Origin of the sequence: Prevotella amnii DSM 23384 = JCM 14753, from assembly GCF_000378745.1 — a bacterium.
GTDB classification, from domain to species: domain Bacteria; phylum Bacteroidota; class Bacteroidia; order Bacteroidales; family Bacteroidaceae; genus Prevotella; species Prevotella amnii.
The window spans coordinates 15,157-41,673 of record NZ_KB905276.1 but is presented as its reverse complement, the minus strand read 5'-3'; the positions used below and the strand labels follow the sequence as shown (position 1 = coordinate 41,673).

The 26,517-nt window shown below is 34.0% G+C and carries 25 protein-coding genes; 7 read left to right on the top strand and 18 right to left on the bottom strand.

Annotation, left to right across the window (positions count from 1 at the left end):
* Positions 1-10: 10 nt before the first annotated feature.
* Complete coding sequence (locus F596_RS0105695) at positions 11-1,234, top strand: N-acetylmuramoyl-L-alanine amidase family protein (protein WP_019036195.1); 1,224 nt, start codon at positions 11-13, stop codon at positions 1,232-1,234.
* A gap of 6 nt (positions 1,235-1,240) precedes the next feature.
* Positions 1,241-2,221: an MlaD family protein gene (locus F596_RS0105690; protein WP_019036194.1), complete on the top strand. Its 981-nt coding sequence runs from the start codon at positions 1,241-1,243 to the stop codon at positions 2,219-2,221.
* Positions 2,222-2,415: 194 nt separating this feature from the next.
* On the opposite strand, the gene lpxB is transcribed toward F596_RS0105690, so the two are convergent.
* Together lpxB and surE are read right to left on the bottom strand one after the other, a co-directional pair.
* Entirely contained in the window at positions 2,416-3,564 is a 1,149-nt protein-coding gene (lpxB, locus tag F596_RS0105685) for a lipid-A-disaccharide synthase (RefSeq protein ID WP_019036193.1), read from the bottom strand.
* Between the two features lie 62 nt (positions 3,565-3,626).
* Positions 3,627-4,388, bottom strand: a complete 762-nt coding sequence (surE, locus tag F596_RS0105680) for a 5'/3'-nucleotidase SurE (protein ID WP_019036192.1) — start codon at positions 4,386-4,388, stop codon at positions 3,627-3,629.
* A gap of 114 nt (positions 4,389-4,502) precedes the next feature.
* On the opposite strand from surE, the gene F596_RS0105675 reads away from it, so the two are divergent.
* From F596_RS0105675 to F596_RS0105660, 4 genes are read left to right on the top strand one after another with little or no spacing between them, the layout of a single operon-like run.
* On the top strand, positions 4,503-5,267 hold the full coding sequence (locus F596_RS0105675) for a ParA family protein (RefSeq protein ID WP_008449946.1): 765 nt from the start codon (positions 4,503-4,505) through the stop codon (positions 5,265-5,267).
* A gap of 23 nt (positions 5,268-5,290) precedes the next feature.
* Positions 5,291-6,202, top strand: a complete 912-nt coding sequence (locus F596_RS0105670) for a ParB/RepB/Spo0J family partition protein (protein WP_019036191.1) — start codon at positions 5,291-5,293, stop codon at positions 6,200-6,202.
* A gap of 52 nt (positions 6,203-6,254) precedes the next feature.
* Complete coding sequence (locus F596_RS0105665) at positions 6,255-7,049, top strand: DUF5683 domain-containing protein (protein ID WP_019036190.1); 795 nt, start codon at positions 6,255-6,257, stop codon at positions 7,047-7,049.
* 59 nt (positions 7,050-7,108) lie between these two features.
* Positions 7,109-9,400 (top strand): RelA/SpoT family protein, encoded by a 2,292-nt coding sequence (locus tag F596_RS0105660; RefSeq protein ID WP_019036189.1) that lies wholly within the window; start codon positions 7,109-7,111, stop codon positions 9,398-9,400.
* 93 nt (positions 9,401-9,493) lie between these two features.
* On the opposite strand, the gene F596_RS0105655 is transcribed toward F596_RS0105660, so the two are convergent.
* The 13 genes from F596_RS0105655 to ffh form a co-directional block, all read right to left on the bottom strand.
* Entirely contained in the window at positions 9,494-10,261 is a 768-nt protein-coding gene (locus F596_RS0105655) for a lysophospholipid acyltransferase family protein (RefSeq protein WP_019036188.1), read from the bottom strand.
* Positions 10,262-10,277: 16 nt separating this feature from the next.
* Complete coding sequence (locus F596_RS0105650) at positions 10,278-11,471, bottom strand: metallophosphoesterase (protein ID WP_019036187.1); 1,194 nt, start codon at positions 11,469-11,471, stop codon at positions 10,278-10,280.
* A gap of 89 nt (positions 11,472-11,560) precedes the next feature.
* On the bottom strand, positions 11,561-12,910 hold the full coding sequence (locus F596_RS0105645) for a dihydroorotase (protein WP_019036186.1): 1,350 nt from the start codon (positions 12,908-12,910) through the stop codon (positions 11,561-11,563).
* Between the two features lie 37 nt (positions 12,911-12,947).
* Positions 12,948-13,796, bottom strand: coding sequence for a DUF4369 domain-containing protein (locus tag F596_RS0105640; RefSeq protein WP_008449959.1), 849 nt, complete (start codon positions 13,794-13,796; stop codon positions 12,948-12,950).
* Positions 13,797-13,904: 108 nt separating this feature from the next.
* Positions 13,905-14,324 carry a hypothetical protein gene (locus F596_RS0105635; RefSeq protein WP_019036185.1) on the bottom strand — a complete coding sequence of 140 codons (420 nt, stop codon included), beginning with the start codon at positions 14,322-14,324 and terminating at the stop codon, positions 13,905-13,907.
* A gap of 4 nt (positions 14,325-14,328) precedes the next feature.
* Entirely contained in the window at positions 14,329-14,658 is a 330-nt protein-coding gene (locus tag F596_RS0105630; protein ID WP_008449938.1) for an FtsB family cell division protein, read from the bottom strand.
* A 222-nt stretch (positions 14,659-14,880) separates the two neighbouring features.
* Positions 14,881-15,423, bottom strand: a complete 543-nt coding sequence (locus F596_RS0105625) for a 2-oxoacid:ferredoxin oxidoreductase subunit gamma family protein (RefSeq protein ID WP_008449901.1) — start codon at positions 15,421-15,423, stop codon at positions 14,881-14,883.
* An 84-nt stretch (positions 15,424-15,507) separates the two neighbouring features.
* Entirely contained in the window at positions 15,508-16,275 is a 768-nt protein-coding gene (locus F596_RS0105620) for a thiamine pyrophosphate-dependent enzyme (RefSeq protein ID WP_008449961.1), read from the bottom strand.
* A 9-nt stretch (positions 16,276-16,284) separates the two neighbouring features.
* Positions 16,285-17,373 (bottom strand): 3-methyl-2-oxobutanoate dehydrogenase subunit VorB, encoded by a 1,089-nt coding sequence (locus F596_RS0105615; protein ID WP_019036184.1) that lies wholly within the window; start codon positions 17,371-17,373, stop codon positions 16,285-16,287.
* A 3-nt stretch (positions 17,374-17,376) separates the two neighbouring features.
* Positions 17,377-17,610, bottom strand: coding sequence for a 4Fe-4S dicluster domain-containing protein (locus F596_RS0105610; RefSeq protein WP_008449875.1), 234 nt, complete (start codon positions 17,608-17,610; stop codon positions 17,377-17,379).
* Positions 17,611-17,622: 12 nt separating this feature from the next.
* Positions 17,623-17,802, bottom strand: coding sequence for a tetratricopeptide repeat protein (locus F596_RS0105605; RefSeq protein WP_008449925.1), 180 nt, complete (start codon positions 17,800-17,802; stop codon positions 17,623-17,625).
* Between the two features lie 16 nt (positions 17,803-17,818).
* Positions 17,819-18,703, bottom strand: coding sequence for a bifunctional methylenetetrahydrofolate dehydrogenase/methenyltetrahydrofolate cyclohydrolase FolD (folD, locus tag F596_RS0105600; RefSeq protein WP_019036183.1), 885 nt, complete (start codon positions 18,701-18,703; stop codon positions 17,819-17,821).
* Positions 18,704-18,720: 17 nt separating this feature from the next.
* A complete protein-coding gene (gene ffh, locus F596_RS0105595; RefSeq protein WP_019036182.1) occupies positions 18,721-20,091 on the bottom strand; it encodes a signal recognition particle protein in 1,371 nt (456 codons plus the stop codon).
* A 507-nt stretch (positions 20,092-20,598) separates the two neighbouring features.
* Between ffh and F596_RS0105585 the strand changes: the two genes are divergently transcribed.
* Positions 20,599-21,483 carry a GYF domain-containing protein gene (locus tag F596_RS0105585; protein WP_019036180.1) on the top strand — a complete coding sequence of 295 codons (885 nt, stop codon included), beginning with the start codon at positions 20,599-20,601 and terminating at the stop codon, positions 21,481-21,483.
* A 138-nt stretch (positions 21,484-21,621) separates the two neighbouring features.
* Here the strand turns inward: F596_RS0105585 and F596_RS0105580 are convergent, their stop codons facing one another.
* The 3 genes from F596_RS0105580 to F596_RS0105570 form a co-directional block, all read right to left on the bottom strand.
* Positions 21,622-22,599 carry an endonuclease/exonuclease/phosphatase family protein gene (locus F596_RS0105580; protein ID WP_019036179.1) on the bottom strand — a complete coding sequence of 326 codons (978 nt, stop codon included), beginning with the start codon at positions 22,597-22,599 and terminating at the stop codon, positions 21,622-21,624.
* Positions 22,600-22,671: 72 nt separating this feature from the next.
* Complete coding sequence (locus tag F596_RS0105575) at positions 22,672-23,742, bottom strand: bifunctional 3-deoxy-7-phosphoheptulonate synthase/chorismate mutase type II (protein ID WP_019036178.1); 1,071 nt, start codon at positions 23,740-23,742, stop codon at positions 22,672-22,674.
* A 60-nt stretch (positions 23,743-23,802) separates the two neighbouring features.
* Positions 23,803-26,511, bottom strand: coding sequence for a calcium-translocating P-type ATPase, PMCA-type (locus F596_RS0105570; RefSeq protein ID WP_019036177.1), 2,709 nt, complete (start codon positions 26,509-26,511; stop codon positions 23,803-23,805).
* Between the last annotated feature and the right edge of the window lie 6 nt (positions 26,512-26,517).

Genomic DNA, 26,517 nt, shown 5'->3' with positions numbered 1-26,517 from the left:
ACGTGACTGTATGAATAAGAAAATTTTATTATTATTTGCTTTCATTTTTTATTTGACTATTAATAGTTTAGCAAAGACAGGAGATAAGTTTACACTTGTGATAGATCCAGGACATGGAGGACATGATGCTGGAGCTTTGGGAACGTTTTCAAAAGAGAAGGATATCAATTTGAATGTATCTTTAGCTTTTGGAAAATATGTAGAGCAGTACATGAAAGATGTAAATGTTATCTATACCCGTAAAACAGATGTGTTTATCCCTTTGCATACTAGAGCGGATATTGCTAATAAAGCAAAAGCCGATTTGTTTATATCTATTCATACTAACTCTGTTGCTCCTGGGCATTATGCTAAGGGCTTTCAGGTGTATACTTTAGGTATGCATCGCGCTAAGGATAATCTTGATGTAGCTATGCGAGAGAACTCTGTAATTTCTATGGAATCGGATTACAAACAAACATATGAAGGTTTTAATCCAAATTCTTCAGAAAGTTATATTATGTTTGAATTTATGCAAAATGCAAATATGGAGAAAAGTGTAGAGCTAGCTCGATTAATACAAAGTAATGTTTGTTCAACTGCAGGCAGGATAGATAAAGGTGTTCATCAAGCAGGATTTCTAGTTTTAAGAGAAAGTTCTATGCCAAGCTGTTTGATAGAGTTAGGATTTATTACAGCTCCAGATGAAGAAGAATTCTTAAATTCTCAAGCGGGTATAAATGCTATGGCTAATGGTATTTATCGTGCATTTGTCAGTTATAAAAATATGTATAATAATCATTTGGTAGCCCCTTATAGAGGTCCTGATAATCCACGTATATCGGTAGGAAGAGCAGTTCCAACTCCGGTTGTATCATCTGCTTCTATTCAGTCTTTAAAATTTCCTCCTAAGAAAAGTAAGATAATACGAAAAATAGAAAAAACAGAAAAGACTCTGCCAGCTTCACCTAATATTGCAGATGCTCCTATTTTTAAAGTACAGATTTTTGCAGCAAGTATGATTTTACCTATTAATAATTTTCAATTGAAAGGGCATAAAGAGGCAGAATACTATAAAGATAATAATTGGTATAAGTATACTATAGGTAGTAGTCAAAATTATAATGAGATGAGGAAATTAAGAGAAAAGTTATTAAAAGATTTTCCTCAGGCTTATATTGTAGCTTTTAAGAAAGGTGTTAAAATGAATATAAATACAGCTATTGATGAATTTTTAAAAAATAAAAGAAGATAAAATATAATGAAAAAATTTTTCTCACCAGAGGTTAAAATCGCGCTTGTCGCAGTGTTAGCTATTATCGTACTCTTTTTTGGATTACAATTTTTAAAGGGATTAAGCTTGTTTTCTAATTCCACACATTATCAGATGAAATTTAATGATATTAGTGGAGTAACCCCCACAACTCCTATATTTGCTAATGGTGTAAAGGTTGGTACTGTAAGAGATATAAATTATGATTATAATAACCCTAATAATCCTATATTGGTAGATGTTAATATTGAGAAAGATATGAAATTACCAATAGATACACATGCTGATATTCTTAGCGATATTATGGGAAATACAAAGGTTAATCTTATTCTTGGTAAAAGTAAAGAAATATTAGCAGAAAATGGATTTATTAATGGTCAGATAAATGATGGCAGTCTTGGACAGATGAAAACAATACTTCCTTCTATAGAAAAGATGCTTCCTAAAATAGATAGTATTTTGGCTAATGTCAATAATCTGCTTGCTGATCCTGCTATGAAAGGAACTTTGCATAATTTTGATAAGATTAGTTCAGAGTTGACTATTTCTGCAAAGCAGTTAAATTTGATAATGGCTAAGGTAAATACAGATTTACCTATATTGAGTTCAAAGGCAAACAACCTACTTATTAATGCAAATAATGTAATGGCAAATGCAAATAATGGTATTTCAGAAGCACAAGAAGTGATGAAAGGAGCTGGAGGTGTAGTAAGAAACTTAAGGAATCAGTTAGATGGGATTGACATATCAGTTACAATGGCTAAGATAAATACTATTTTAGAAGATATTAATACTTTTACAACAAATATAAAAAACAATAAGGGGTCTCTTGGGTTATTAATAAATGATCCAACATTATATTATAACTTAAATAGTACGATGAAAAGTGCTGATAGCTTATTGATAAATTTCAAAAGATATCCTAAGAGATATATTCACTTTTCTGTTTTTGGTAGTAAAAATAAATAATAGTGTGATAAGATATGTATTAAGTTATTTCTAAGTAAGGATATTAATTGGCTGATAACTGATCGTTTGTGATATAATGAAGATTATGATAAATAGAAAATATGTAATATTTCCCATTATTCAACATTGATAGAAATTTTACGAAATAGTGTTAATACGATATATTTTCAAGTAAAGACTAGATAAAAATAATTTTATCTACAGAGATGTTCTCTTAATAATTTTATTATTAAATGAGCTGTATTATCTGGTGCTACTTCGTCTCCAAGCTTTTGTCGTATACTTTTATATTCTTCTAATATACGTTTACGCTCTATATGTGAAGGTAATAAGCGATAAAGTTCATTAGCTATATTATACACACGGAAGGAATCTGCAAAAAGTTCTTTTATAATTTCTTTGTTAGCAATAAGATTAACTAATGAAATATATTTTACTTTTAGAATATGGTTAAAAGCAAAACGAATAAGTTTAGGAAAAGGTGTTTTATAACAAACAACCTGAGGAACATTAAGAAGAGCAGCTTCTAATGTTGCTGTTCCACTAGTAACTATTGCTGCTGTAGAGTGAGTTAAAAGCTCATAAGTTTGCTTTCTTATTACTCTGATATCTTTATTTTTGATATACATGGAATAGAACGATTCACTTATAGAAGGTGCTCCAGCTATTACTATTTGATAATCTTCAAAATGGCGTGCAGCTTCTATCATTGCAGGCAGGTTGTCTTTTATCTCCTGTTTCCTACTACCAGCTAACAAAGCTAATATAGGTTTATTTGATAGCTTATTATAAGTACAAAAAGTATCTTTACTATCATTATAAAAATGCTTAAAACTATCCACTTCATATACAGTAGGATTACCTACATAATATACGGGGAAATGATGTTTTTCTTTATAGAATGATACTTCAAAAGGTAATATTGAAAACATCTGGTCTACATCACGTTTTATAGCTTTTATACGTCTTTCCTTCCACGCCCATATTTTAGGAGAGATATAATAGTAGACAGGAATATTTGTTTTTCGGTGAATATTTTTTGCTATTTTAAGATTAAACCCAGGAAAATCTACAAGTATCAGGCAGTCGGGCTTCCATTTTACTATATCTTCTTTGCATTCTTTTAGCATTTTAAAAATAACATGTAAATGTAAAAGTACGGGAACAAATCCCATATAAGATATGTTTTTATAATGTTTTAAACACGTTCCTCCTACCTGTAGCATCATATCTCCTCCTATGAAGCGGAAATCTGCCATAGAATCAAGTGCTTGTAAAGAACGCATGAGATGCGAAGCATGGAGGTCGCCAGAAGCTTCGCCAACAATGAGATAATACTTCATTTAGTTTTGTTTTAAGTATTGAAATACTAAGATTCTAACATGTTTTATTAAGACTTTATATCTTAAAGCTCAAAATTTAATATTTTCAAATCTCCTGTTATGTCGAGTTTTACAGGTGTTATAGCTATATATCCATGCCTTAAAGCCCATTGGTCATTATCTTTTGCATCTGGTTCATCGTCATGATATTCACCTGTTATCCAGTAATAACTATATCCTCGTGGATGTTGTCTCTTGGCTATTTCATTTATCCAAATTCCTTTTCCCATTCTACAAACTTTAATACCTTTGAAAGTATGTGATATAGGGAAGTTAACATTGAGGCAAATTCCATCAGGTAATCCGTTATCTAATACCTTTTTTACTATCATGATTACATAATCGTATAAATGGCTTAAGTTAGCATTTACATCATAATCGCAGCTTGAAAAGGCTATAGAAGGAATATTTTTCATGCATCCTTCTTTGGCTATTCCCATAGTACCACTATAATGATTGTTTACAGAAGAGTTATCTCCATGATTTATACCACCTATTATAAGATCAGGCTTTTGTCCTTTAAGAATCACGTTTATAGCTATTTTTACACAATCAACTGGAGTTCCTGAACATGACCAGACTTCACAATTTGGTATATTATCTTGTTTTTTTAACCTCAATGGTACAGTTGCAGTAAATGCACATGAGAAGCCTGAGCGAGCTTCTTCAGGCGCACAAATGACAACTTTAGCAAAGTCTGTTAAGAAAGAAGCTAATGTGCGAATACCATTAGAACGATAACCATCGTCATTAGATATAAGGATTAATGGTTTCTTAAAATTCATATTTTTTGTTTTGATTTGTCTGCAAATGTACGAAAAAAGCTTTATAATACCTTTGCATTCTCTCTTTTTTATGTATCTTTGTATCCTAAATACATTTATACGAAAAGGATAAAAATGGGAAAAATTATTGCATTAGCAAACCAAAAAGGTGGCGTAGGAAAGACTACTTCTACCATTAATTTAGCTGCATCGTTAGCTACTTTAGAGAAGACTGTTTTAGTACTTGACGCAGATCCGCAAGCCAATGCCTCAAGTGGCTTAGGAGTAAACCTTAACGAAGTGGACTGTTCTCTGTACGAATGTATTATTAACCATGCTGATATTCGTGATGCTATATATACCACAGATATAGAAGGTTTAGATATTGTACCAAGCCATATTGATCTTGTTGGAGCAGAAATAGAGATGTTAAAACTTGAAGGCAGAGAACGAGTAATGTCTAAGATATTAGATCCCATTCGTGACGAATATGATTATATATTAATAGACTGTAGTCCTTCACTTGGGCTTATTACAGTAAATGCTCTTACTGCAGCTGACTCTGTTATCATTCCTGTTCAGTGTGAGTATTTTGCATTGGAAGGAATTAGTAAGCTTCTTAATACAATTAAGATAATAAAAAGTAAATTAAATCCAAAATTAGAAATAGAAGGATTTTTATTAACTATGTATGATAGTCGTTTGCGTTTAGCTCGTCAGATATATGATGAGGTAAAAAGACATTTCCAAGAATTAGTTTTTAAGGCAGTTATTCAGCGTAATGTGAAATTGTCAGAGAGTCCAAGTCATGGATTACCTGTAATTCTTTATGATGCCGATTCTACTGGTGCTAAGAATCATTTAGCTTTGGCTAAGGAAATTATAGAAAAAAACAAATAATTATATAAAGTTATATATAAGAAATGGTAGTTCATAAAAAGTATAATAGAAATATAAAAACTAATGCATTAGGAAGGGGATTAGATGCTTTAATATCTACAGAAAGTGTTAGTACGCAGGGTAGTTCTACTATTAATGAGGTGGCACTTGAACAGATAGAGGCTAATCCTAACCAGCCTCGTCGTGAATTTGATCAAACAGCATTGCAAGAGTTGGCAAATAGTATAAAGGAGCTTGGCTTAGTTCAACCTATAACACTTCGTCAAGTAGCGGATGATAAATTTCAGATAATAGCTGGTGAGCGTCGTTGGAGAGCTTCTCAGCTAGCAGGTCTTAAAGCTATTCCTGCATATATCCGTACTATTAAAGATGAAAATGTAATGGAGCTTGCTCTTGTTGAAAATATACAACGTGAGGATTTGAATGCTATAGAGATAGCTTTAGCTTATGAGCATTTGCTTGAAAAAAGTGGAATGACACAAGAAAAAGTTTCTGAACGTGTCGGAAAGAGCCGGGCAGCTATAGCTAATTATCTACGCTTACTTAAACTTCCTGCACAGATACAAATGTCATTACAAAAAAAAGAGATAGACATGGGGCATGCTCGAGCTTTACTTTCTATAGATTCGCCTTCTCTTCAATTAAAACTTTTTAAAGATATACAAAAGAATGGCTATAGTGTACGTATGGTCGAGGGGCTTTGTCAACAAATTAAAAATGGCAAAGACACACAATCTGCAAAAGATGATGTAACAAAAAGATCGCACCTACCAGAAGAATTTAATCTTCTAAAACAACGGCTTTCATCTTTTTTCGACACAAAAGTACAAATGAGTTATAATGCAAATGGTAAGGGAAAAATCAGTATACCTTTTGCTTCGGAGGAAGAATTGGAGCATATTATGGCTGTTATGGATAAAATGAAGTCAGATTAATTTTATATATAATAAAATAACTATAATATTATTTATAGTGGGAAAATAAGCGATGACTTTTATTAATAAAAAGATAAAAAAAGCGATAATTAAGAGGATATTAATATTTATAAGTATCCTTTTTATAAGTTTTCATGTATATGCGCAAAAAGATACTATAAAGGTGTTATATCCCCAAAATAGTATAAAAAAAGAAGATTCTATAAAAGTGGGCTCGATTAGTGAGATGCAATATGAGCTATTAACACCTGATGATACACATAAAAGAAAAGAATTGGAAAGAATAACAAGTTCTAACTATAATAAAATTAGATATAGTAGAGATTGGTCTACATGGAAACCTAATCCTAAACGTGCACTTTGGTTGGCATTAGTAATACCTGGTGCAGGGCAAGTATATAATCGTAAATATTGGAAATTGCCTATTTTTTATGGTGGTTTTGCAGGTTGTATATACGCTCTTACATGGAATTCCCAAATGTATCATGATTATGCACAAGCATATAAGGATATAATGGATAATAATGAGAATACTCATAGCTATGATCAATTCCTACATCTTGGTAATAAAATAGATGATAGTAATATTTCTATTTATCAGAATATATTTAAAAAGCGAAAGGATAAATATCGTCGTTGGCGCGACTTAAGCATCTTTGCTACTATAGGTGTTTATGCTTTATCTGTAATAGATGCTTATGTTGATGCATCACTTTCCGATTTTGATATATCAGATGATTTATCTTTACACATATCCCCTACTATATTTAAGGATAATTCATTGACTAATCCTAATCAACCTTTTAGTTCATTTGCTATTGGTATTTTTTGCGAATTAAGATTTTAATATAAGTTTTCTTTTATAGTATAATTATCATCTAAACAATATTTTATAGAATTTTGCTTATGGACACAAAGATACAGCATATTGATACTAAAGAAAAGTTAGAAGAAAAAAAAGTAGATGATGCATTTAACGAGTTAATAAAAATTTATCTTGCTTCTCGCCATCGTAAAAAGGTAGATATTATAAAAAAAGCTTTTAATTTTGCTCGCCAAGCTCATAAAGGTGTTCGTCGTCTTTCTGGGGAACCATATATATTACACCCTATTTCTGTAGCGCGTATTGCTGCTGAAGAGATAGGTTTAGGATCGACAAGTATTTGTGCAGCTCTTCTTCATGATGTTGTAGAAGATACTGATTATACAGTAGAAGATATAGAAAATATATTTGGGAAGAAAATAGCACAAATTGTAGATGGATTAACTAAAATTTCTGGCGGTATCTTTGGCGAACGTGCTTCTGCTCAGGCAGAGAATTTTAAAAAGTTACTTCTAACAATGAGCGATGATATTCGTGTTATTCTTATAAAAATATGCGATCGTCTTCATAATATGCGTACACTTGCATCGCAACCTGCAAACAAGCAATATAAGATAGCTGGTGAAACTCTTTATATTTATGCCCCTATAGCTAATAGATTAGGATTAAATAAAATAAAGACAGAGTTAGAAGACCTTAGTTTTCGTTACAAGCATCCTGAGGAATACGCATCTATACAAGAAAAGATTGCTTCCACACAAGAACAGCGCGATGAACTCTTTACACTTTTTACAGCTCCTATTAAAGCAGAACTCGATAAAATGGGGTTTTCATATAAGATAAAAGCACGTGTAAAAAGTCCTTATTCTATATGGAATAAAATGCAAGCAAAACATATTTCTTTTGATGAAATTTATGATATTCTTGCAGTACGCATTATTTATGAGCCCAAAAAGCCACAAGATGAGATAAATAATTGTTTTCAAATATATGTTGCCATAAGTCAGATTTATAAGAGCCATCCTGATCGTTTACGCGACTGGGTGAATCATCCAAAGGCTAATGGATACCAGGCACTGCATGTTACCTTAATGTCTAACCAAGGTAGATGGATAGAGGTGCAGATAAGATCGGAGCGAATGAACTATATTGCGGAACAAGGATTTGCTGCTCATTGGATTTACAAAGATGGTACAAAGATGACTGATGAGGAAGGAGAGTTAAATGATTGGCTTCGAACTATTAAAGAAATATTAGACGATCCACAGCCTGATGCTATGGATTTTCTTGATGTTATTAAGCTCAACCTTTTTGCTTCAGAGATATTTGTCTTTACTCCAAAAGGAGAAATAAAAACTATGCCTGCTGGCTGTACAGCTTTAGATTTTGCATTTCAAATACATACCTTTATAGGAAGTCATTGTATAGGGGCAAAAGTTAATCATAAATTAGTGCCATTAAGTCATAAATTAAAAAGTGGTGATCAAGTAGAAATTCTTACATCGATGTCTCAGCGTATAGATCCGTCATGGGTAAATATTGTTTCTACGGCAAAGGCTAAAGGTAAGATACAAGCTTTATTGCGCCGAGAAGGACGTGAAATACAAAAAGCTGGAGAAACAGCCTTAGAAGAATGGTTGAAAGCAAAAGGTTTCAGTTTTACCACTTCTATACTTGATAAGCTTACAGAAATACACCATTTCAAAAAGCATGACCAGCTTTTTGAAGCAATAGGAAGAAAGATTATTATTTTAGGTGATGCCGATATAGAAGAATTAGAAGGTAGAAAAAAGAAAGAAACAAAAAAAATATCTACTAATTGGCGTAAATACGTACCATTCTTACATCCTAATCAAAAAGAAGAAGGGACAACTGATTCTATAAATATAGCCAAAGGACTTATTGTTGTAAATAAAGATATAAATAAGAAAAAGCCTATTTATATTAGTGAGGATAATATTGGGCAATTTATCTTTCCGACATGCTGCCATGCTATTCCTGGCGATGATACACTTGGTTATATAGATAATAATAACCATATAGAAATACATAAGCGCGCTTGTCCTGTAGCTGCAAAATTAAAAGCAGGATATGGACCACGAATATTAGATGTAAAATGGGATATGCATAATCAGCTATTTTTTGATGCTACTATTGATATTTGTGGTATTGATCGTCCCAAAATACTTCGTGATGTAGCCGAGGTTGTATCTGATCAACTTGGAATTAATATACGCAAAACAACTATATCGAGTGAGCGGGGTATCTTTGAAGGGTCTCTTGAATTACAAGTGCATGATCGTAAACAAGTATTTCTCATTATGGAAAAACTGCGTCAGATAAGTGGTATGCAAACAGTAAGACAGATTTTATAATTTATTTTTGCTATTTGTAGTAAATGGTAAAAGTAGTTATAATTTTTTATTTACAGTAAATATAAATTTATAGCCATTGTAGAATATAAGCCTTTATTGATCAGGATTATTAACAAAGCCTTGACATTCCTTTGTAAGCCCTTCCATGATAACAGTATAAGCTTCCTGCATAGCTTGCTTTTCAAATCTTGTATCTTTACCTTTAGGTATAATAGGCTGATGAATAGTAAGCCGTAAATGATGCCAATGAGGGAAAGCCCAATCTTTAGTTCGAGGCATAATGTCAAATGATCCATTGATTGTTAAAGGGCAAATGGGTAGCTGGAGTTCATCAGCAAGCATAAATGCACCACGCCGAAATATTCCCATGTGTCCCGTAAAAGAGCGTGCTCCTTCAGGGAATACAACAAGAGACATACCCTCTTGTAGAATATCACGAGCATGATCATAAGTCTCTTTTATCTTTCTTGTACTACTTTTATCCACAAATATATGATGAGCACTTGCACATGCTTCTCCTACAAAAGCTATCTTGCGGAGACCTTTTTTCATCATCCATTTAAAATTTCTTCCTAAAAAACCATATATCAGAAAGATGTCAAAAGCTCCTTGGTGATTACTTACAAAGACATAACTCTGCCCAGGTTTTAGATATTCTCGTCCCTCTACCTTTACAGGAAGTAATAGTAAGCGAATAGTAAGATATGACCATATCTTACCAGGATAATATCCCCAGAAATGACCATCACCTAACCTGCATCCTATTATAGTTATAAAAGCAGTAACTATTGTAAATAATAGGAATAATGGAAGAAAAATAAATAAAGAATACAGACAATAAAAAAAACGTAAAACCTTCATTTGTAATAAATATTAATTAATAATGAGAGGAGTGAAGAGTGATAATAGTTATTTCGTTAGGCATATTAATCCGTAATGGTATTAATCCTCCTAAGCCCGTAGTTACATAAAGATAACGATTATTTTTTTTATATACTCCTTTATCTTCTAATCCAAAGATACTAGTAGGACGAAGTCCAAACAATTGCATCTGACCACCATGTGTATGTCCGCTAAGAGTAAGGTCGGCATGAGTTTTAGGTAATACAGACCGTTTCCATGCAGATGGATCATGTTGAAGCATTATAGAAAACACTCCTTTTTTCATTCCTTTAGTAGCTTTCTTATAATCTGCTAAATTAAGCATTTTATTATTATTAGAGTCATATTCTGTACCTATAATATAAATAGAGTCATTTTTTGCTTTAAGTTGTTTATTTTCCTTATATAAAGGAATATGCTCGTTTTTAAGTAATCTCCAGTGAAGACTATCTTCTATAATTGATTGCAAGTTATCAGTCTGTTTCTTTTTTGCAAGGGTTGAGGCTTTAAGCATATAGTTACCATAATCGTGATTACCACGTACAGCTATTACATTAGGTAAACGTTTTTTAAGTAAAGAAATGAAAGGGATTAATTCTTTGGCTTGTACATTTTCTAAATCGCCTGTAAAACAAATAAGATCAGGTTTATATGCTTCTATAGTATCAAGTTCTGAAAGAAGAATTTTTTTTCGCCAACCATTAAAAGTTCCAATATGCATATCAGATATATGAACTATCTTATAACCATTAAAAGAAGCAGGGAGGTTATTAAAAGTTAAGTTTATATGACGTGTAACTACTTTTGTTATCCCAAAGGTAAAGCCATAAATATAAATTATTACAGTAGCTAAAGCAGATAATCCTCCTAACAAATTAATATAAGTATTATTAATGTTAAAAACATAGTGTGAAAGTATTTGTAAAAAAAGGGTAAATAACATAAATACTATTTTAGGCAAAACAAATATGCCTAATAGAATAAAGTATGTGTTTTGTAAGGTTAAATTATCTGTTGTAAAATTAGATAATGATGCCATCCATATAGTATAGGCTACTATTATCATCGTAGGAATCCAATATATCAGCTTCCAACTTTTTTTAAAACGATAGAAATTGAAGTGTTTATAAACATAAATATCTGACAATGCGATAATTACTAATAAAGGTATTACTATTCTTGCAATCATACTTTTCTTCTTAAAATGTTATGTAAAAAATGATTTATCTTTAAAAAGTAATACTCACATATATTATTAACTATAAAAAAAAATTCTTTTTATTCTCTAAAGAAAAGTTGCTCTCCCCTACTTTCTTTATCAAATATTCCCTTATTATATATATGATGTCCATTACAAATAGTATGTTCTACTTGCCAATTAAAGGTTGTACCTTCAAGAGGAGACCATCCACACTTGCTTTGTATAATATCTTTGGTAACTTGCCAGGGAGTTGTTCGACGAACAATAGCTATATCAGCCTTATACCCTTCACGTAAAAAGCCACGCTTTGCAACATGAAATAGCTTAGCAGGATTATGCGACATTAGCTCCACTACCTTGGTCATAGGTAAGTATCCTTTATCCATCAATGTTAACATCATTATTAATGAAAACTGTATCATAGGCATACCAGATGCAGCCTTGTAGCAGCCTTCTTGCTTTTGTGATAATAAATGAGGAGCATGATCGGTACCTACGACATAAACCTTACCATTAGTAAGTGCTTGCCGTAAAGCTAATTTGTCATTATAGGTTTTTACAGAAGGGTTACACTTTATAAGTGCTTTTTTAGATGTATAATCATTACTATCAAACCATAAATGAGCCATGCAGGCCTCTAAAGTAATTAATTCATTATTAGGCTGAGGTACTAAGTTGAGCTCATCTGCTGTAGATATGTGGGCTATATGTAAGTGTGTGTGATAACGGTGAGCTAGGCTTATAGCTAATAGAGAAGAAGCTACACATGCTTCACGACTACGAATTTGGTAATGATATTCTATAGCAGGGTCTTCGCCATATTTTTTCTTATATAGCTCCATATTTTCAGAAATAATTTTCGAATCTTCGCAATGTGTCATTATAGGAAGATCTAAATCGTGAGCTGTACGAAAAATATTATTAAGCTGGTCTTCTTTATCCACTAACATATTTCCAGTAGAAGCTCCCATAAAAAGCTTAATACCGGGAATAAGATGACGATTGAGCTGGCTAAAAACAGGATAATTCTTATTACTTGCTCCAAAGAAAAAGCTATAATTAATATGGCTTGATAAAGCTCCTCTTTGCCACTTATATTCTAAAGCTTCTATAGAGGTAGTTGGTGGATTAGTATTAGGCATCTCCATAAAAGAAGTAACACCACCATAAGCAGCAGCTCTTGTTTCACTTTCTATATCTGCTTTATCAGTAAGTCCGGGCTCACGAAAGTGGACATGGTCGTCTATAACACCTGGCAAAACAAAACAACCTGTAGCATCTATGACTTCATCATACACCTCATCAGGCTTTTTCACACTCTTATCTTGTTGTAAGGATACTATTTTATCATCTTCAATAACTAAATTACCCACAAAGGAGTAACCCTCATTAATTATAGTACCACCTTGTATTAGTATTCTCTTCACAACCTTTTTATTTTATTTTCTTTGTAGGGTGTTTTTATTATTTAGCTTTAGCAGAGTCGCCAGCTAAATCCATTGGAGTAGGTACAGCTACATGAGAACCTAACTTTGTGGTAGGATCTGTCCCTATAGCAGGGGTTGCTGTGCCATTCATCTCTTTTTGGGTTTGCTGAAAACGTGCATAAAACTCTTTGACATGCTTATTATTCTTAAACTGCTCAGTAGCCTTTGCCATAATATATTCCACCCAAGAAGGTAGCTGATTCATAGCATTTGCATACATAACCTCGTCCATCCACACAGGATAAACATTTGGCGTACTATCATAACCTATACGGGTAAGAAATATCCAAGGACCAAGTATATTATCGAAATTGTCTATGACATACTTTGTAAATAGCTTATCACTTTTAGCATATATTCCTAAAGCCTTTTTTATAAGCTGCGCATCTACCTCATTTTCATCATGACCATTTAGTATAGCAGCACTTTCTTCATGATCAATCTCACCATACTGACTACGAATCTGATTAAATTTAGACCAAAAAGCATTTAAAGATTCATTCAAAGGAGTACCACCAACACGCTGCTGTATATTATCAAGTCGCACTGTAATATTACCTTCTTCTAAAACTACAGGAAATTGAAGGTCGATATCGTCCATATAGATTTGAGCCATACGTACACTGTCCATTTGCCCATGAAAAGCAAACTGTCCATGGATAACGTCACAAGAGTCTATACTTATCAAAGAGTCGGCTTGATCTGTTTTAAGATAAAGCTTTCTGCCGTCTAAGCTAGAAACATTTGATGTGCCCTTGATGTCGTATGATGTAGCACAAGATGCTAAACAAACTATTAATAACAGAGCTAAGAGTATTTTATACATAAAAAAAATATTTTCAGTTTCACAAATATACTACCTTTATTGCAAGCTTAGAAAATTTTTGATAGAATTTAATCCTATAACATACCTTTTAGCGTTTTTTTGAATTATCTATTTACTTTTTTTTAGCTCACTATTTATCCTTTGGGTAGAATATAGCTCTAACACAGCGCCTATAAGCAGCAGCACTACCCAGTTGTGATAAAACACCTTAATATAAAGAGAGTAGCTACCAAGCCAGTTACTTGCAAAAGGCTTTAAAAATTCGTAAGAATCTTCCAGCATAAAAGCTCCTGCTGCTATTAAGCAGACAGAGGAAAACAACATTATACGGCGTAAGCGGCACAACACAAGCTCCTTGCCTAAATACTTTTGCTTATATTGCATAGCAGAAAATATTACAGCCCCTATAAGCATTACCCAGCAACTTATTTTTGGGATAAGAAACATTGCATAAAGTATTGCACCTACTACCATAAGCAAACTACCTAAAAAATATATATATTGCTGTAATTGGTTGAGTTCTTTCATTATATTATTTTTTCGTGTTTTCTATCTGAGCTTCATCATCGCTCAAAACAAAAATGTCTTCATCATCGGCTTTCATAAAATAACGTTCCCGTGCTATACGAGATATAGCTTTAGGATCACGCTTTATAGCACGCAGCTTATTAGTATCCTCCTTATATTGAGCATTATATTTTTTAATGCCAGCCTTTAGGTCTTCTATCTGATAATGATAACCTATGAGCTTGATAAAACTGTTGCCATCTATTACACCAACTAACAACAAGCCTAAAAAAATGGTTATTGCAAACTTAAATCTACTTAGGAAACCTAATATATCTCGTGTTACTTTGCTCACTATTTTATTTTATTTTCTGCAAAAGTAAGCAAAACTTTTCACATTAATATATATGTCCTACCCTTTTTGAGCTAATTAACAAATAATATATAAAAAAAAGAACTTACAAAAACAAATATATAATAATAGAAAATTATTGCTGTATGGTAAAGTTTTTTTCTCTTTATAAAAGAGATTGTTTTCCACCTTTTATCTACCAAACAGCAATAATTTATAAATAGGTTATTGTTTACGTATTATTTTCTTTCCTTCATCTACAGCTTGCATATTTAAAGGAATAAGACCATGATGGCGTTCGGGAAGAGTCTTATATAACGCTTTCTCTAAACCGTTGTTGCTCACTACTGGGCAAACTCCTAATAAGCCACCAAGTACTATCATATTAAAAACTTTAGAGTTTTTTAATTCTGCAGCCTTCTCTACAGCATCTATACGATATATTTCTATATCTGTGCGAGTTGGAGGGTTAATAATACCATTACCTTCATAAATAAGAATGCCTCCAGGCTTAACCTTTTCTTCAAATTTATCTAAAGAAGGCTGATTAAGAACTATAGCTACATCATATTTACTTAGGATAGGAGAAGATATACGTTGGTCGCTCACTATAACCGTAACATTGGCAGTACCTCCACGCTGTTCAGGACCATAGGCAGGCATCCATGTAACTTCTTTATCTTCCATTAATCCAGAATAAGCAAGAATTTTCCCCATTGATAAAACTCCTTGACCTCCAAACCCACTTATAATGATTTCTTTCTTCATTTCTATGTCTTTATTTATTAATAGTGCTGGCTCTATATTAAGCTATACTTTATTAAGGAAAGCACTACTTAAAAAAAATCTATATTAAAGTCCTGTTGTATCTTTGAGATCTCCTTTTACATATTTAGGATACATATTATCACGCATCCATTCATTAGCTTTAATAGGAGAAAGTTTCCAACCACTATTACATGTAGAAACTATCTCTACAAGAGAACTACCTTTTCCTAACATGCTTGAGGTAAAAGCTTTTCTAATAGCTTTCTTTGCTTTAATGATAGCAGACATCGTTTCTACACTTTGACGTGAAACGAAACAAGTACCTTCAAGACCACTTGCTATTTGGGTAATATTTAGTGGATATCCATGAATTTTAGGATCGCGACCATAAGGACAAGTGGCTGTCTTTTGTCCGATTAAAGTGGTAGGAGCCATTTGACCTCCTGTCATACCATAAATAGCATTATTAATGAAAATAATACTAATGTTTTCTCCCCTATTTAAAGCGTGAATTGTTTCAGCTGTACCTATACAAGCTAAGTCTCCATCGCCTTGATAGGTAAATACCAGCCTGTCTGGCCATACACGCTTAATACCTGTTGCTAATGCAGGAGCACGACCGTGAGGAGCCTCTTGCCAGTCTATATCTATGTATCGATAAGCAAACACTGCACAGCCTACAGGTGATACTCCTATAGCCTTATCTTCCATGCCCATCTCTTCTATTACTTCTGATACTAACTTATGCACAACACCATGTGAGCAACCAGGACAGTAATGCATAGTTTCGTTGTTTAACAACTTTGGCTTTTTATATACCAAATTTTCTGGTGCAATAATATTATCTGACATAAAGCTCTCCTATTTTTTTATTAATTTTTCTTTGAGCGCAGCTATAACTTCTTCAGGATCAGGAACTATACCACCTAAACGTCCAAAATGTTCCACAGGGATAGCACCATTTATAGCAAGACGCACATCTTCTACCATTTGTCCTGCATTAATCTCGCTTGTAAGCACTCCTTTCATATTCTTAGCAACCTTTGCTAACTGCTTAGAAGGAAAAGGCCATAATGTTATAGGACGGAACAGACCTACCTTAATACCCTGCTTACGAGCTAAACTTATAGCTTTCTCACCAATACGTGCAGCACTACCAAAACTTACTATCAGATATTCTGCATCTTCACAGTTAATAGTCTCATAACGACATTCTTTTTCTTGGATTTCTTCATACTTCTTCTGAAGATGAATATTCCTTATTTCCATTACCTCTGGTTTTAGTTCCAAAGACGTAATAATATTAGGAGTACGACCACCTTTCCTCCCATAAGTGGCCCATGGGCATTCTTTTATAATTTCTTCTTCTGTTCGGCGAGGCTTCATAGGAGGTAAAATAACTTTTTCCATCATTTGCCCAATCACACCATCAGATAAAATCATTGCAGGATTGCGATATTTAAAGGCTAACTCAAAAGCTAAATCGACAAAGTCTGCCATTTCTTGTACTGAATTAGGAGCTAAGACTATAACATAATAATCGCCATTACCTCCACCACGAGTAGCTTGGAAATAGTCACTTTGACTAGGCTGGATAGTACCTAATCCAGGGCCACCACGCTGAACATTTACAAAAACTCCAGGTAGCTCGGCACCTGCTAAATAGCTAATACCTTCTTGCATTAATGCGATACCAGGAGAGGACGAAGATGTTAACACTCGTTTGCCCGCACCTGCTCCGCCATATACCATATTAATAGAAGCTACTTCGCTTTCTGCTTGTAGAACCACCATTCCTGTTGTTTCCCAAGGTTTTAAAACGGCAAGAGTTTCGATTATCTCGCTTTGTGGAGTAATAGGATAACCAAAATAAGCATCAGTACCACATCTTATGGCAGCATGTGCTATAGCCTCATTACCCTTCATTAGTTTTATTTCTTGTTCTGCCATAATTTATTCCTCTACTTTTTTCCTATAAACTGTAATACAACCATCTGGACACACCACTGCACATGATGTGCAGCCTATGCAGTCTTCTGGCCTCTCAGAAACCATATAAGCATAACCATGTGTGTTTACTTTCTTCTTGACTATCGCTATAACATCTTTTGGACAAGCCACAAGACATAGCTGACACCCTTTACAACGGTCAGTATCTATAACGATAGCACCTTTAATCTTGCTCATTGTTTTTGAAATTTAAGGATTATAAGCGTCTTTATTATAGAAATTAAACATATCATCTAACATCTGCTTAGCTTCTACCGCAGGAGAATTAGCATCAAGCTCTATTGCTTCCAAATAGCAATTCATAGCGTTTTGCCAATCACCACGCCTTCGGTAATCATTACCTAATCGATAATATTCTTCTGCTGTCATAATTTCGCTTGCGTTTTTATTTATAATATTCTTTCTTCCCAGCAGATAAGGTATTTTTCATAAGGGAACATATCGTCATAGGGCCAACACCTCCAGGTACTGGAGTAATGTAAGAGCAAAGAGGTGCAACCTCATCAAACTTAACGTCCCCTGTTAATTTAAATCCTTTTTTAGCTGTAGAATCAGGAACTCGCGTTGTACCTACATCAATTACTATAGCACCTTTTTTTACCATATCTTTTGTAACAAAATTAGGTACACCTATAGCTGCTATAATAATATCTGCTGCACGACATTCCTCTTTTAATGTTTTTGAATGAGAATGGCATACCGTAACAGTAGCATCTCCTAAATGTTTTTGCATCATTAGTTGTGCCATAGGTTTACCCACTATATTACTTCTACCCAATATTACACATTTCTTACCAGAAGTGGAAATATTATAATAATTTAGTAATGTGAGTATTCCCAGTGGCGTTGCTGAAATAAAACATGGAAGCCCTATTACCATTCTACCAACATTGATAGGGTGAAAACCATCAACATCTTTTCTATAGTCAATGGCCATTATGATTTTTTGTTCATCAATGTGCTTTGGCAAAGGCAACTGAACAATGAAGCCATCTACATCATTGTCATTATTCAATTGATCAACGCAAGCAAGCAACTCTTCCTCTGTTACATTTTCTTCGAAACGAATTAAGGTAGATTTAAAGCCACATTGCTCGCAAGCAATAACCTTGTTTTTTACATAAGTTTCGCTGCCTCCATCATGTCCTACAAGAACTGCTGCTAAATGAGGCTGCTTGCCACCTTTAGATAATATTTCTTTTACTTCTTCTGCTATTTTTTGCTTTATAGCATAAGCGGTAGCTTTACCATCGATCAATTGATATTCCATAGTTATATTTTTTAGATTTATAATTTATTCAAATTTGGCAAATCAGACATATTTGACATATTCTTTAAACTTTTCATTCTGCTCATCATACCTGCCATTTTAGAACCAGTAACCATCTTCATCATTTTGCGAGTTTGGTCAAACTGCTTTAGCAAGCGATTAACTTCCTGAATGTCAGTGCCAGAACCTTTTGCTATACGACGCCTACGTATGTTATTAAGTATTTCCGGGTTAGTACGCTCTTTAGGAGTCATACTTTGTATGATAGCTTCTATTCCTTTAAAAGCGTTGTCGTCTATGTCAACATCTCTAATGGCTTTACCTACACCAGGTATCATAGAAGCTAAATCCTTTAAATTACCCATTTTCTTAATCTGCTGTATCTGATTGTAGAAGTCGTTAAAGTCGAACTTGTTTTTTTGTATCTTCTTTTGTAAACGTTTAGCCTCTTCTTCATCAAACTGCTCTTGGGCACGTTCAACAAGAGAAACAACGTCTCCCATACCTAAGATACGGTCAGCCATACGTTCAGGATGGAACACATCAATGGCGTCCATCTTTTCGCCTGTACCAATAAACTTGATAGGCTTTGTTACTACAGTACGGATAGAAAGAGCAGCACCACCGCGAGTATCACCATCAAGCTTGGTAAGAACAACACCGTCAAAATCTAATCTGGAGTTAAATTCCTTTGCTGTGTTTACTGCGTCCTGACCAGTCATAGAATCTACCACAAATAAGGTCTCATCAGGGGTGATATGATTTTTCAAGCTTTCTATCTCGTTCATCATATCCTCATCAACAGCTAAGCGGCCTGCTGTGTCGATAATAATAACATCATTTCCTTTACTCTTTGCTTCTGCTATTGCATGAGTGGCTATCTCGTTTACATTCTTATTGCCAGCTTCGCTATATACAGGTACATCTACTTGCTCTCCTACAACTTTCAATTGGTCTATAGCTGCAGGACGATAAACATCGCATGCAACAAGCAAAGGCTGCTTATGATTTTTTGTCTTAAGCATTTTAGCTAACTTGCCCGCAAAGGTAGTTTTACCAGAACCTTGCAAACCACTCATTAAGATTATGGCAGGACGGTTTTCCAAACTCATTCCTACAGCTTCGCCACCCATTAGAAGAGCTAACTCATCGTGTACTAACTTCACCATAAGCTGACCAGGCTTAACGGCTGTAAGAACATTCATTCCGAGAGCTTTTGCCTTAACCCTATCAGTAAAAGATTTAGCTACTTTGTAGTTAACATCTGCATCAAGTAGTGCTCTGCGCACATCTTTTAGTGTTTCTGCAACATTAATTTCTGTTATCTTACCTTCACCTTTAAGGATTTTAAACGAGCGCTCTAAACGATCACTTAGATTTTCAAACATTGTTTTAAAAGTATACTTATTTATTTCGAAAATATATCGCAAAGATAATAAAAACAAAGGAAAATATCAAACACTTTATAGCCTTTTTTATATATTTTATTCTGCCGGATTAATTAAAGTAACTATGTAATAGGAGTTTATATGAAAAAAACTACTATTGATAATCACACTAAAAAAAAAGAGACTAAAACCTCTTGTAAGATTTATTTTTACAGTGAAAGGCTTATCTCTAATTATACAAAGGCAGATACTTTCACATGCAATTAAGCATATATGAGAAGCAAAAATAATCTATTTTTATACCAAAAATAGATTAAAAATAAAATAAAAATAACCTATTTTTGTTTTGTGTGCTTATCTTATTATCATCTTTATTTATATAAAAGGAAAAGTAAGTAATGGTGTTTTGAAGACAAATATTTTGTTGTTAAATGAATGGAAAAATGGACTTAATATACCATTTACATCAAAAAAAAACAATAAATTTGCAATAAAAATAAAGAAAAGATGGAATTTTTTATAAGTCTAAAAAACGAAAAGATAGGTCCTTATACGCTTAAAGAGCTTAAAGAGCGTAATCTTGATGCAGCTACTCTTGTTATGTCTGTAAATGATACTAAATGGGTTCCGGCATGGCAAGTAGAAGAGTTGCGCCCTATACTTGAACATGAGGCTAATCTAAAGACAAACAACATACCTAACGAGCTTACCTCTAAAAATATCCAGGCTGATAATACTAAGGCGGAAGAAGACTTTTCTTATGTAAAGGCAAAACCAATATATAATAATGCTACCACCCAAGAGCATGAGCCTAACTTTCAGTCTGTAAAAAAGAAGAAGTCGCATGGCTGCCTTATAGGCTTCATTTCTTTAGTTTTTATTTTGTTAATATTATGTTTTACATGTCCTTCTAAAGATGATCACAAAAAGGCTTTAACAGATGTGATAACACAAACTTTAGATGATGCAAAACAAAAGCTAAATGATAATTCTGACCTTGCAGGTATTGACCAAACCTTTACAACGATGTTTCTTTCTTCTATAGATCAAGTGGTCAAATCGTCTATAGACAGCTTACTGAAGGTAAATAACTATGGAGTTTTCTCTATTGGAAAAATAAATTTTGCAGGACAGGAAAAGATAGTATCTTTAGGTATTCTTAATCATGTCTTTACTTTAGATAAACAAGATATAGAACAAGAAATTAATAGAAGGCTTCAAGCAGGTAATAATATCCAAATAGGAGGTAAGCTAAAACAAGGTATAAAAGGGTTGATAGAAGATGGCATTATACCGCTTACCAAATCGCTTAAAGATGTTATAGGGTCTACCATTAACGATCTTATAAACGAAGGCGACAATAACAATCAAGAGCCAGCTGACTCCATTTAATATATATAGATATATTTTGTTATTATAGTAAAGCGAAGATTAACGTTTAAAAAAAAAAGAATAAAACTTATCTTGTAGCATTATATCTGCAACTATAAAAAGGTATATAGAAAAGATATCTTCCTCTTGTTTTTAGCTTTAAAAAGTCAGTCTTAGCATCAAAGGAAGATGATCGCTAAAGCCGCTATTATATCGCAACCCATTATAGTTGCGACGTGGTTTCACACCACCATATTTCGTATCTTCTTCTAACAAAAAAGGGGTATCGTTAATGGAACACGATTTTATATTTGAGAGCAAATTAAGTGATATTAAAAAGTGGTCTAAGCTCCCCCACTCTCCTTGAAAGCGATAAGTGCCCATAGCTCCATGTGTGCCTTGTGCTTTTTCAGATATATCTATTATATTATGTTTGCAGATGCGGCGCAAAGCAGGTGAAGAGGCATAGTCGTTAAAATCGCCCATTATCAGTATTTTAGAGTTATTATTTATTTTTCTAATAGAGTCTATCGAATGGCACAACACATCGGCTACATGCAATCTAAAAGGACGAGATTGCAATTCTCCACCCGATTTGCTTGGTGCATGTAATAAAAAAACATGAAGAGTATCTCCGCTCACTATTTCTCCTTCCACATGTAAAATATCACGTGTTGGCTTCATTCCTTTTAGTGGCTTCACTTTAATAGTATCGGCTTTTAATACTTTAAATGAAAAAGGAGAGTAAAGTAAAGCTACATCTATTCCGCGTTCATCGGGAGAATTAGTCATTATATATTCGTAACGTGCTTTTCGCAATAAAGAACGTTTTGTAAGATCAAATAATACGGTATCATTTTCCACCTCACATAATCCTACAATATCTGGCACAGACCACCCTACACTATCCTTACCACAAGAAAGTATTTCTTTACCTATCTTATTTATTTTTTCCCAATATCTTGCCTTTGTCCAATGCCTCATACCATTAGGTAAGAATTCTGTATCGTTTTTCAGGCTATCATGTCGTACATCAAACATATTTTCGGCATTAAGCTCTACTACAACTATTTTTGTTTGAGCTAAAAGGCTAAAAGGTAAAAATATGAAAAAGAATGTAAGCAAAAATATTTTCATATTCACAAGACTAATATTCTTATTGTTACAGTAAAGAGGTGTGTTATCTAAAATACTTCTTAGTGAATGTTTTTACATTTTATTGTTAATAATAGATAACTGCTGACGTAGGCTTTCCTCGTGTATAAGTTCGAACACTTGTGCTACAAAATCTATATTCATTCCACAAAGACCAGCCTGAACTCCTCGTTTTTCTAAAATTTCCTTATACCTATTCGATTGTAAAACAGTCATATTATGTTTCTTTTTATAAACTCCTATTTCCCTGCAAATACGAAATCGCTTAGCTAACAAGTCCATTAAGCTGTTATCTATGTCGTCTATCTGTGAGCGTAACTGCCTAATACCTTCTGTAGAAATAGACTCATTTCTTACTATTAATAAAGACAGAATGTAATCTAATATATCAGGAGTAATCTGCTGCGCAGCATCACTCCAAGCGCAATCAGGGTTGCAATGGCTCTCTATTATTAAGCCATCAAAGCCTAAGTCCATAGCTTGTTGGCAAAGTGGTGCTATTAATTCGCGGCGTCCTCCTATATGGCTTGGGTCGCATATAATAGGAAGTTGTGGTATACGGCGACGTAATTCTATAGGAATTTGCCACATAGGGGGGTTGCGATATACCTTATTATCATAAATAGAAAAACCACGGTGTATAGCTGCTAAACGCTTAATACCTGCTTGGTTAAGACGTTGTAAAGCTCCTATCCATAGCTCTAAATCAGGGTTGATAGGATTTTTTACAAGTACAGGAATATCTACTCCTTGCAAGCTATCTGCTAAAGCCTGCATAGCAAAAGGATTTGCAGATGTTCGAGCTCCTATCCATAAGATATCAATATTATAGGCTAAAGCTAACGATACGTGTTCAGGGGTAGCCACTTCTGTAGCTACAAGCATACCTGTAAAGTCTTTTACCTTCTTTATCCAAGGTAAAGCAGCCTTTCCCTTTCCCTCAAAGCCACCGGGTTTAGTGCGAGGTTTCCATACTCCTGCTCTAAAAACGTGGCAGCCCTTAGCGGCTAAACTCTTAGCGGTAGTCATCACTTGTTCCTCTGTTTCAGCAGAACACGGACCTGCTATTATTATAGGACGTTCCTTATCACATGGTATATTTAATGGTTTTAAGTTAAGCTCCATATACTTGTTTTTTTTTAATCCTCCTTTTTTATATATATTTTTTAATGCACCATTTTATATTCATTTATATATCCATTTTGTTATAAACCGTATCCCCTCGCCTACCCATAATACTAAAGACGTGATAATGATAATAAGTACCCAGTCTATAACACTGAGTGGAGATACATTAAACATCTCACCTCCCAACTGTACAATAGCTATTTGCCCTACAAGGATAAAAGCCGCAATAAGCAAAAATCCTTTACACCCTTTTAAATGGAAAGCACTACGACCTGTACAGAAAGCACGAGCATTAAACATGTTCCAAAACTGAAGCATCACAAAAACAGTAAAAAATATACTAAGTTCATAAGCCGTCATACCCTTATCAGCGTGATGGCTAAGATGGAACAAATCAGTTACGTGTAAAACGGTATAGTGTTCTAAAACAAATAATAACGCTACCAATATTAAGAAGAATGCACCTCCCATAAGAAAAATATTTTTTTTCATTGCAGGTGATATGATAAAAGCAGACCGCTTGCGTGGGGCATCTTCCATTACTTTTTTAGAAGGAGGTAAAGAAGCCAAAGCCATTGCTGCAAATGTGTCCATTATGAGGTTTACCCATAGCATTTGTGTTACCGTTAATGGGCTTTGTGTCCCCATAAAAGCACCTATCAAAACTATTAAGCATGCTGCTACGTTTACGGTCATCTGAAAAAGTATAAACCGTTGTATGTTTTGATAAAGCGAGCGCCCCCACATGACTGCACGTCCTATAGAGTTAAATGAATTGTCTATAATGGTAATATCAGATGCTTGCTTGGCTACACTTGTGCCATCGCCCATTGAAAGACCTACATGTGCAGCTTTTAACGCAGGAGCATCATTAGTGCCATCACCAGTTACAGCTACTACCTGATTACATTTTTGTAATGCTTCTACTAAGCGTTTTTTGTCCATAGGACGCGCTCGGGCTATTATCTTTAGGTCAAGTACGCAGCTTTGCAACTCTTCATCTGTGAGCTGTTCAAATTCTGCACCTGTTATTATATGATTTTCTTTATCAACATCATCATTCCATAATCCCACTTCTCGCCCTATCTCTTTTGCCGTGCCAGGTGTATCTCCTGTAACAATTTTTATATCTATTCCTGCTTTTAAGCACTCTTTAATAGCAAAAGGCACATCAAGGCGTACAGGATCGGATATAGCAACAATGCCTATAAAAGTTAAGCCACGCTCATTACCATTAAAAGAAGCCATAAGTTTTTCTATAGGATTATTATGTTGTAATATTTCCTCTCCCTCGTTTATTATATAATATGCAAAACCAAGTGTACGCATAGCTTTGTTTTGCCATGTAAGCAATTGCTTGTCTATGTTATCCCATTTTGCTTCGCCTGCTATCTCTTTACATTTGTTGCGTATAATATCTGTCGCGCCTTTCACATAAAGCACATATTTATTAGGTAGACAAGCAGTTTTTACAAGTGTAGCCATATATTTACGCTCAGTAGAAAAAGGTATTTCATCTATTATCTCTGCTTCTTGTCTTAAAAGGCGATAATCTTCTTTTTGGTCTTTGAGCCATAAAAGCAGTGCTCCCTCTGTGGGATTACCTATAGCCTGTGGACGCTTAGGCTCTGTTAGATCAAGTTCGGCTGTAGTGTTTACAGCTATTCCCTCTATAAAACATTTATTAATAATGTTATCATTGCTACACTTATATACTTTATTTACTCGCATTTGGTTTTGTGTTAGCGTGCCTGTCTTGTCTGTACATATTACAGTAGTAGCCCCCATCGTTTCACATGCGTGCATCTTACGAACAAGATTATTATTCTTGAACATACGGCGCATAGAGTAAGCTAAGCTCAACGTAACAGCCATAGGCAATCCTTCAGGTACTGCTACTACAATAAGTGTAACACATATCATAATAGATGTAAGAAGATATTGTAAAAAATATATCCAGCTAAAATCGAAAGAAACAAAATACATTACCATTCTTCCTATAAGGATAAGTGCAGCTATAACATAGCTACCTATAGTAATTAGTTTAGATAGTTTGTTGAGTTGTTCTGTGAGTGGAGTTTTTACGTTATTATCTATTTGGGTTGCAACGAAAACTTTACCATTCTCAGTGTTATCACCCACACGGTCTACTTTAAACATGCCATGTCCTTCAATTACTTTTGTACCACGCAAGACATGATTAGTAGGGAAAGTTGCATCAGAATCGAAATCATCAGGATTAACGCTCTTATGGCATATAGGTTCTCCTGTGAGAGTAGATTCGTCTACATTTAACGCAATGGCTTCAAGAAGTTCTCCGTCGGCAGGTATTTCTGCTCCTGTATTGAGTAACACTATGTCGCCTACTACAATGTCTTTTTTAGCTACTTTAGTAGTATTACCATTTCTAATAACCTCTACAGGATCATCATCGTTTATTTTGTTTAATATAGAAAATGCTTTATTTGCTTTTTCCTCAAAAAAGAAAGCCATACCCGTGGCAAGAAAAATAGCTATAAATATGCCCATTGGCTCAAAGAAAACACTCTTTTCGCCATGCATTCCAAAATATTCATACAAGGAAATTCCAGTAGAAAACACTCCTGCTATAATAAGTATTGCAATGAGCGGATCTTCTAACTTGGTAAAGAAACGTTTCCATAGCGTATCTTTTTTTGGTGGTGTAATGATGTTTTCACCATATTTTAATCTGCTTTCTGTAACCTCTCTGTCGCTAAGTCCGGTGTATGTTTTGTTTGGTTTCATAAATGT

Coding starts and splice junctions, on each gene's coding strand:
- F596_RS0105695 (WP_019036195.1), top strand. CDS start 11: ATGAATAAGAAAATTTTATTATTATTTGCTTTCATTTTTTATTTGACT.
- F596_RS0105690 (WP_019036194.1), top strand. CDS start 1,241: ATGAAAAAATTTTTCTCACCAGAGGTTAAAATCGCGCTTGTCGCAGTG.
- lpxB (WP_019036193.1), bottom strand. CDS start 3,564: ATGAAGTATTATCTCATTGTTGGCGAAGCTTCTGGCGACCTCCATGCT.
- surE (WP_019036192.1), bottom strand. CDS start 4,388: ATGAATTTTAAGAAACCATTAATCCTTATATCTAATGACGATGGTTAT.
- F596_RS0105675 (WP_008449946.1), top strand. CDS start 4,503: ATGGGAAAAATTATTGCATTAGCAAACCAAAAAGGTGGCGTAGGAAAG.
- F596_RS0105670 (WP_019036191.1), top strand. CDS start 5,291: ATGGTAGTTCATAAAAAGTATAATAGAAATATAAAAACTAATGCATTA.
- F596_RS0105665 (WP_019036190.1), top strand. CDS start 6,255: ATGACTTTTATTAATAAAAAGATAAAAAAAGCGATAATTAAGAGGATA.
- F596_RS0105660 (WP_019036189.1), top strand. CDS start 7,109: ATGGACACAAAGATACAGCATATTGATACTAAAGAAAAGTTAGAAGAA.
- F596_RS0105655 (WP_019036188.1), bottom strand. CDS start 10,261: ATGAAGGTTTTACGTTTTTTTTATTGTCTGTATTCTTTATTTATTTTT.
- F596_RS0105650 (WP_019036187.1), bottom strand. CDS start 11,471: ATGATTGCAAGAATAGTAATACCTTTATTAGTAATTATCGCATTGTCA.
- F596_RS0105640 (WP_008449959.1), bottom strand. CDS start 13,796: ATGTATAAAATACTCTTAGCTCTGTTATTAATAGTTTGTTTAGCATCT.
- F596_RS0105635 (WP_019036185.1), bottom strand. CDS start 14,324: ATGAAAGAACTCAACCAATTACAGCAATATATATATTTTTTAGGTAGT.
- F596_RS0105625 (WP_008449901.1), bottom strand. CDS start 15,423: ATGAAGAAAGAAATCATTATAAGTGGGTTTGGAGGTCAAGGAGTTTTA.
- F596_RS0105620 (WP_008449961.1), bottom strand. CDS start 16,275: ATGTCAGATAATATTATTGCACCAGAAAATTTGGTATATAAAAAGCCA.
- F596_RS0105615 (WP_019036184.1), bottom strand. CDS start 17,373: ATGGCAGAACAAGAAATAAAACTAATGAAGGGTAATGAGGCTATAGCA.
- F596_RS0105610 (WP_008449875.1), bottom strand. CDS start 17,610: ATGAGCAAGATTAAAGGTGCTATCGTTATAGATACTGACCGTTGTAAA.
- F596_RS0105605 (WP_008449925.1), bottom strand. CDS start 17,802: ATGACAGCAGAAGAATATTATCGATTAGGTAATGATTACCGAAGGCGT.
- folD (WP_019036183.1), bottom strand. CDS start 18,703: ATGGAATATCAATTGATCGATGGTAAAGCTACCGCTTATGCTATAAAG.
- ffh (WP_019036182.1), bottom strand. CDS start 20,091: ATGTTTGAAAATCTAAGTGATCGTTTAGAGCGCTCGTTTAAAATCCTT.
- F596_RS0105585 (WP_019036180.1), top strand. CDS start 20,599: ATGGAATTTTTTATAAGTCTAAAAAACGAAAAGATAGGTCCTTATACG.
- F596_RS0105580 (WP_019036179.1), bottom strand. CDS start 22,599: ATGAAAATATTTTTGCTTACATTCTTTTTCATATTTTTACCTTTTAGC.
- F596_RS0105575 (WP_019036178.1), bottom strand. CDS start 23,742: ATGGAGCTTAACTTAAAACCATTAAATATACCATGTGATAAGGAACGT.
- F596_RS0105570 (WP_019036177.1), bottom strand. CDS start 26,511: ATGAAACCAAACAAAACATACACCGGACTTAGCGACAGAGAGGTTACA.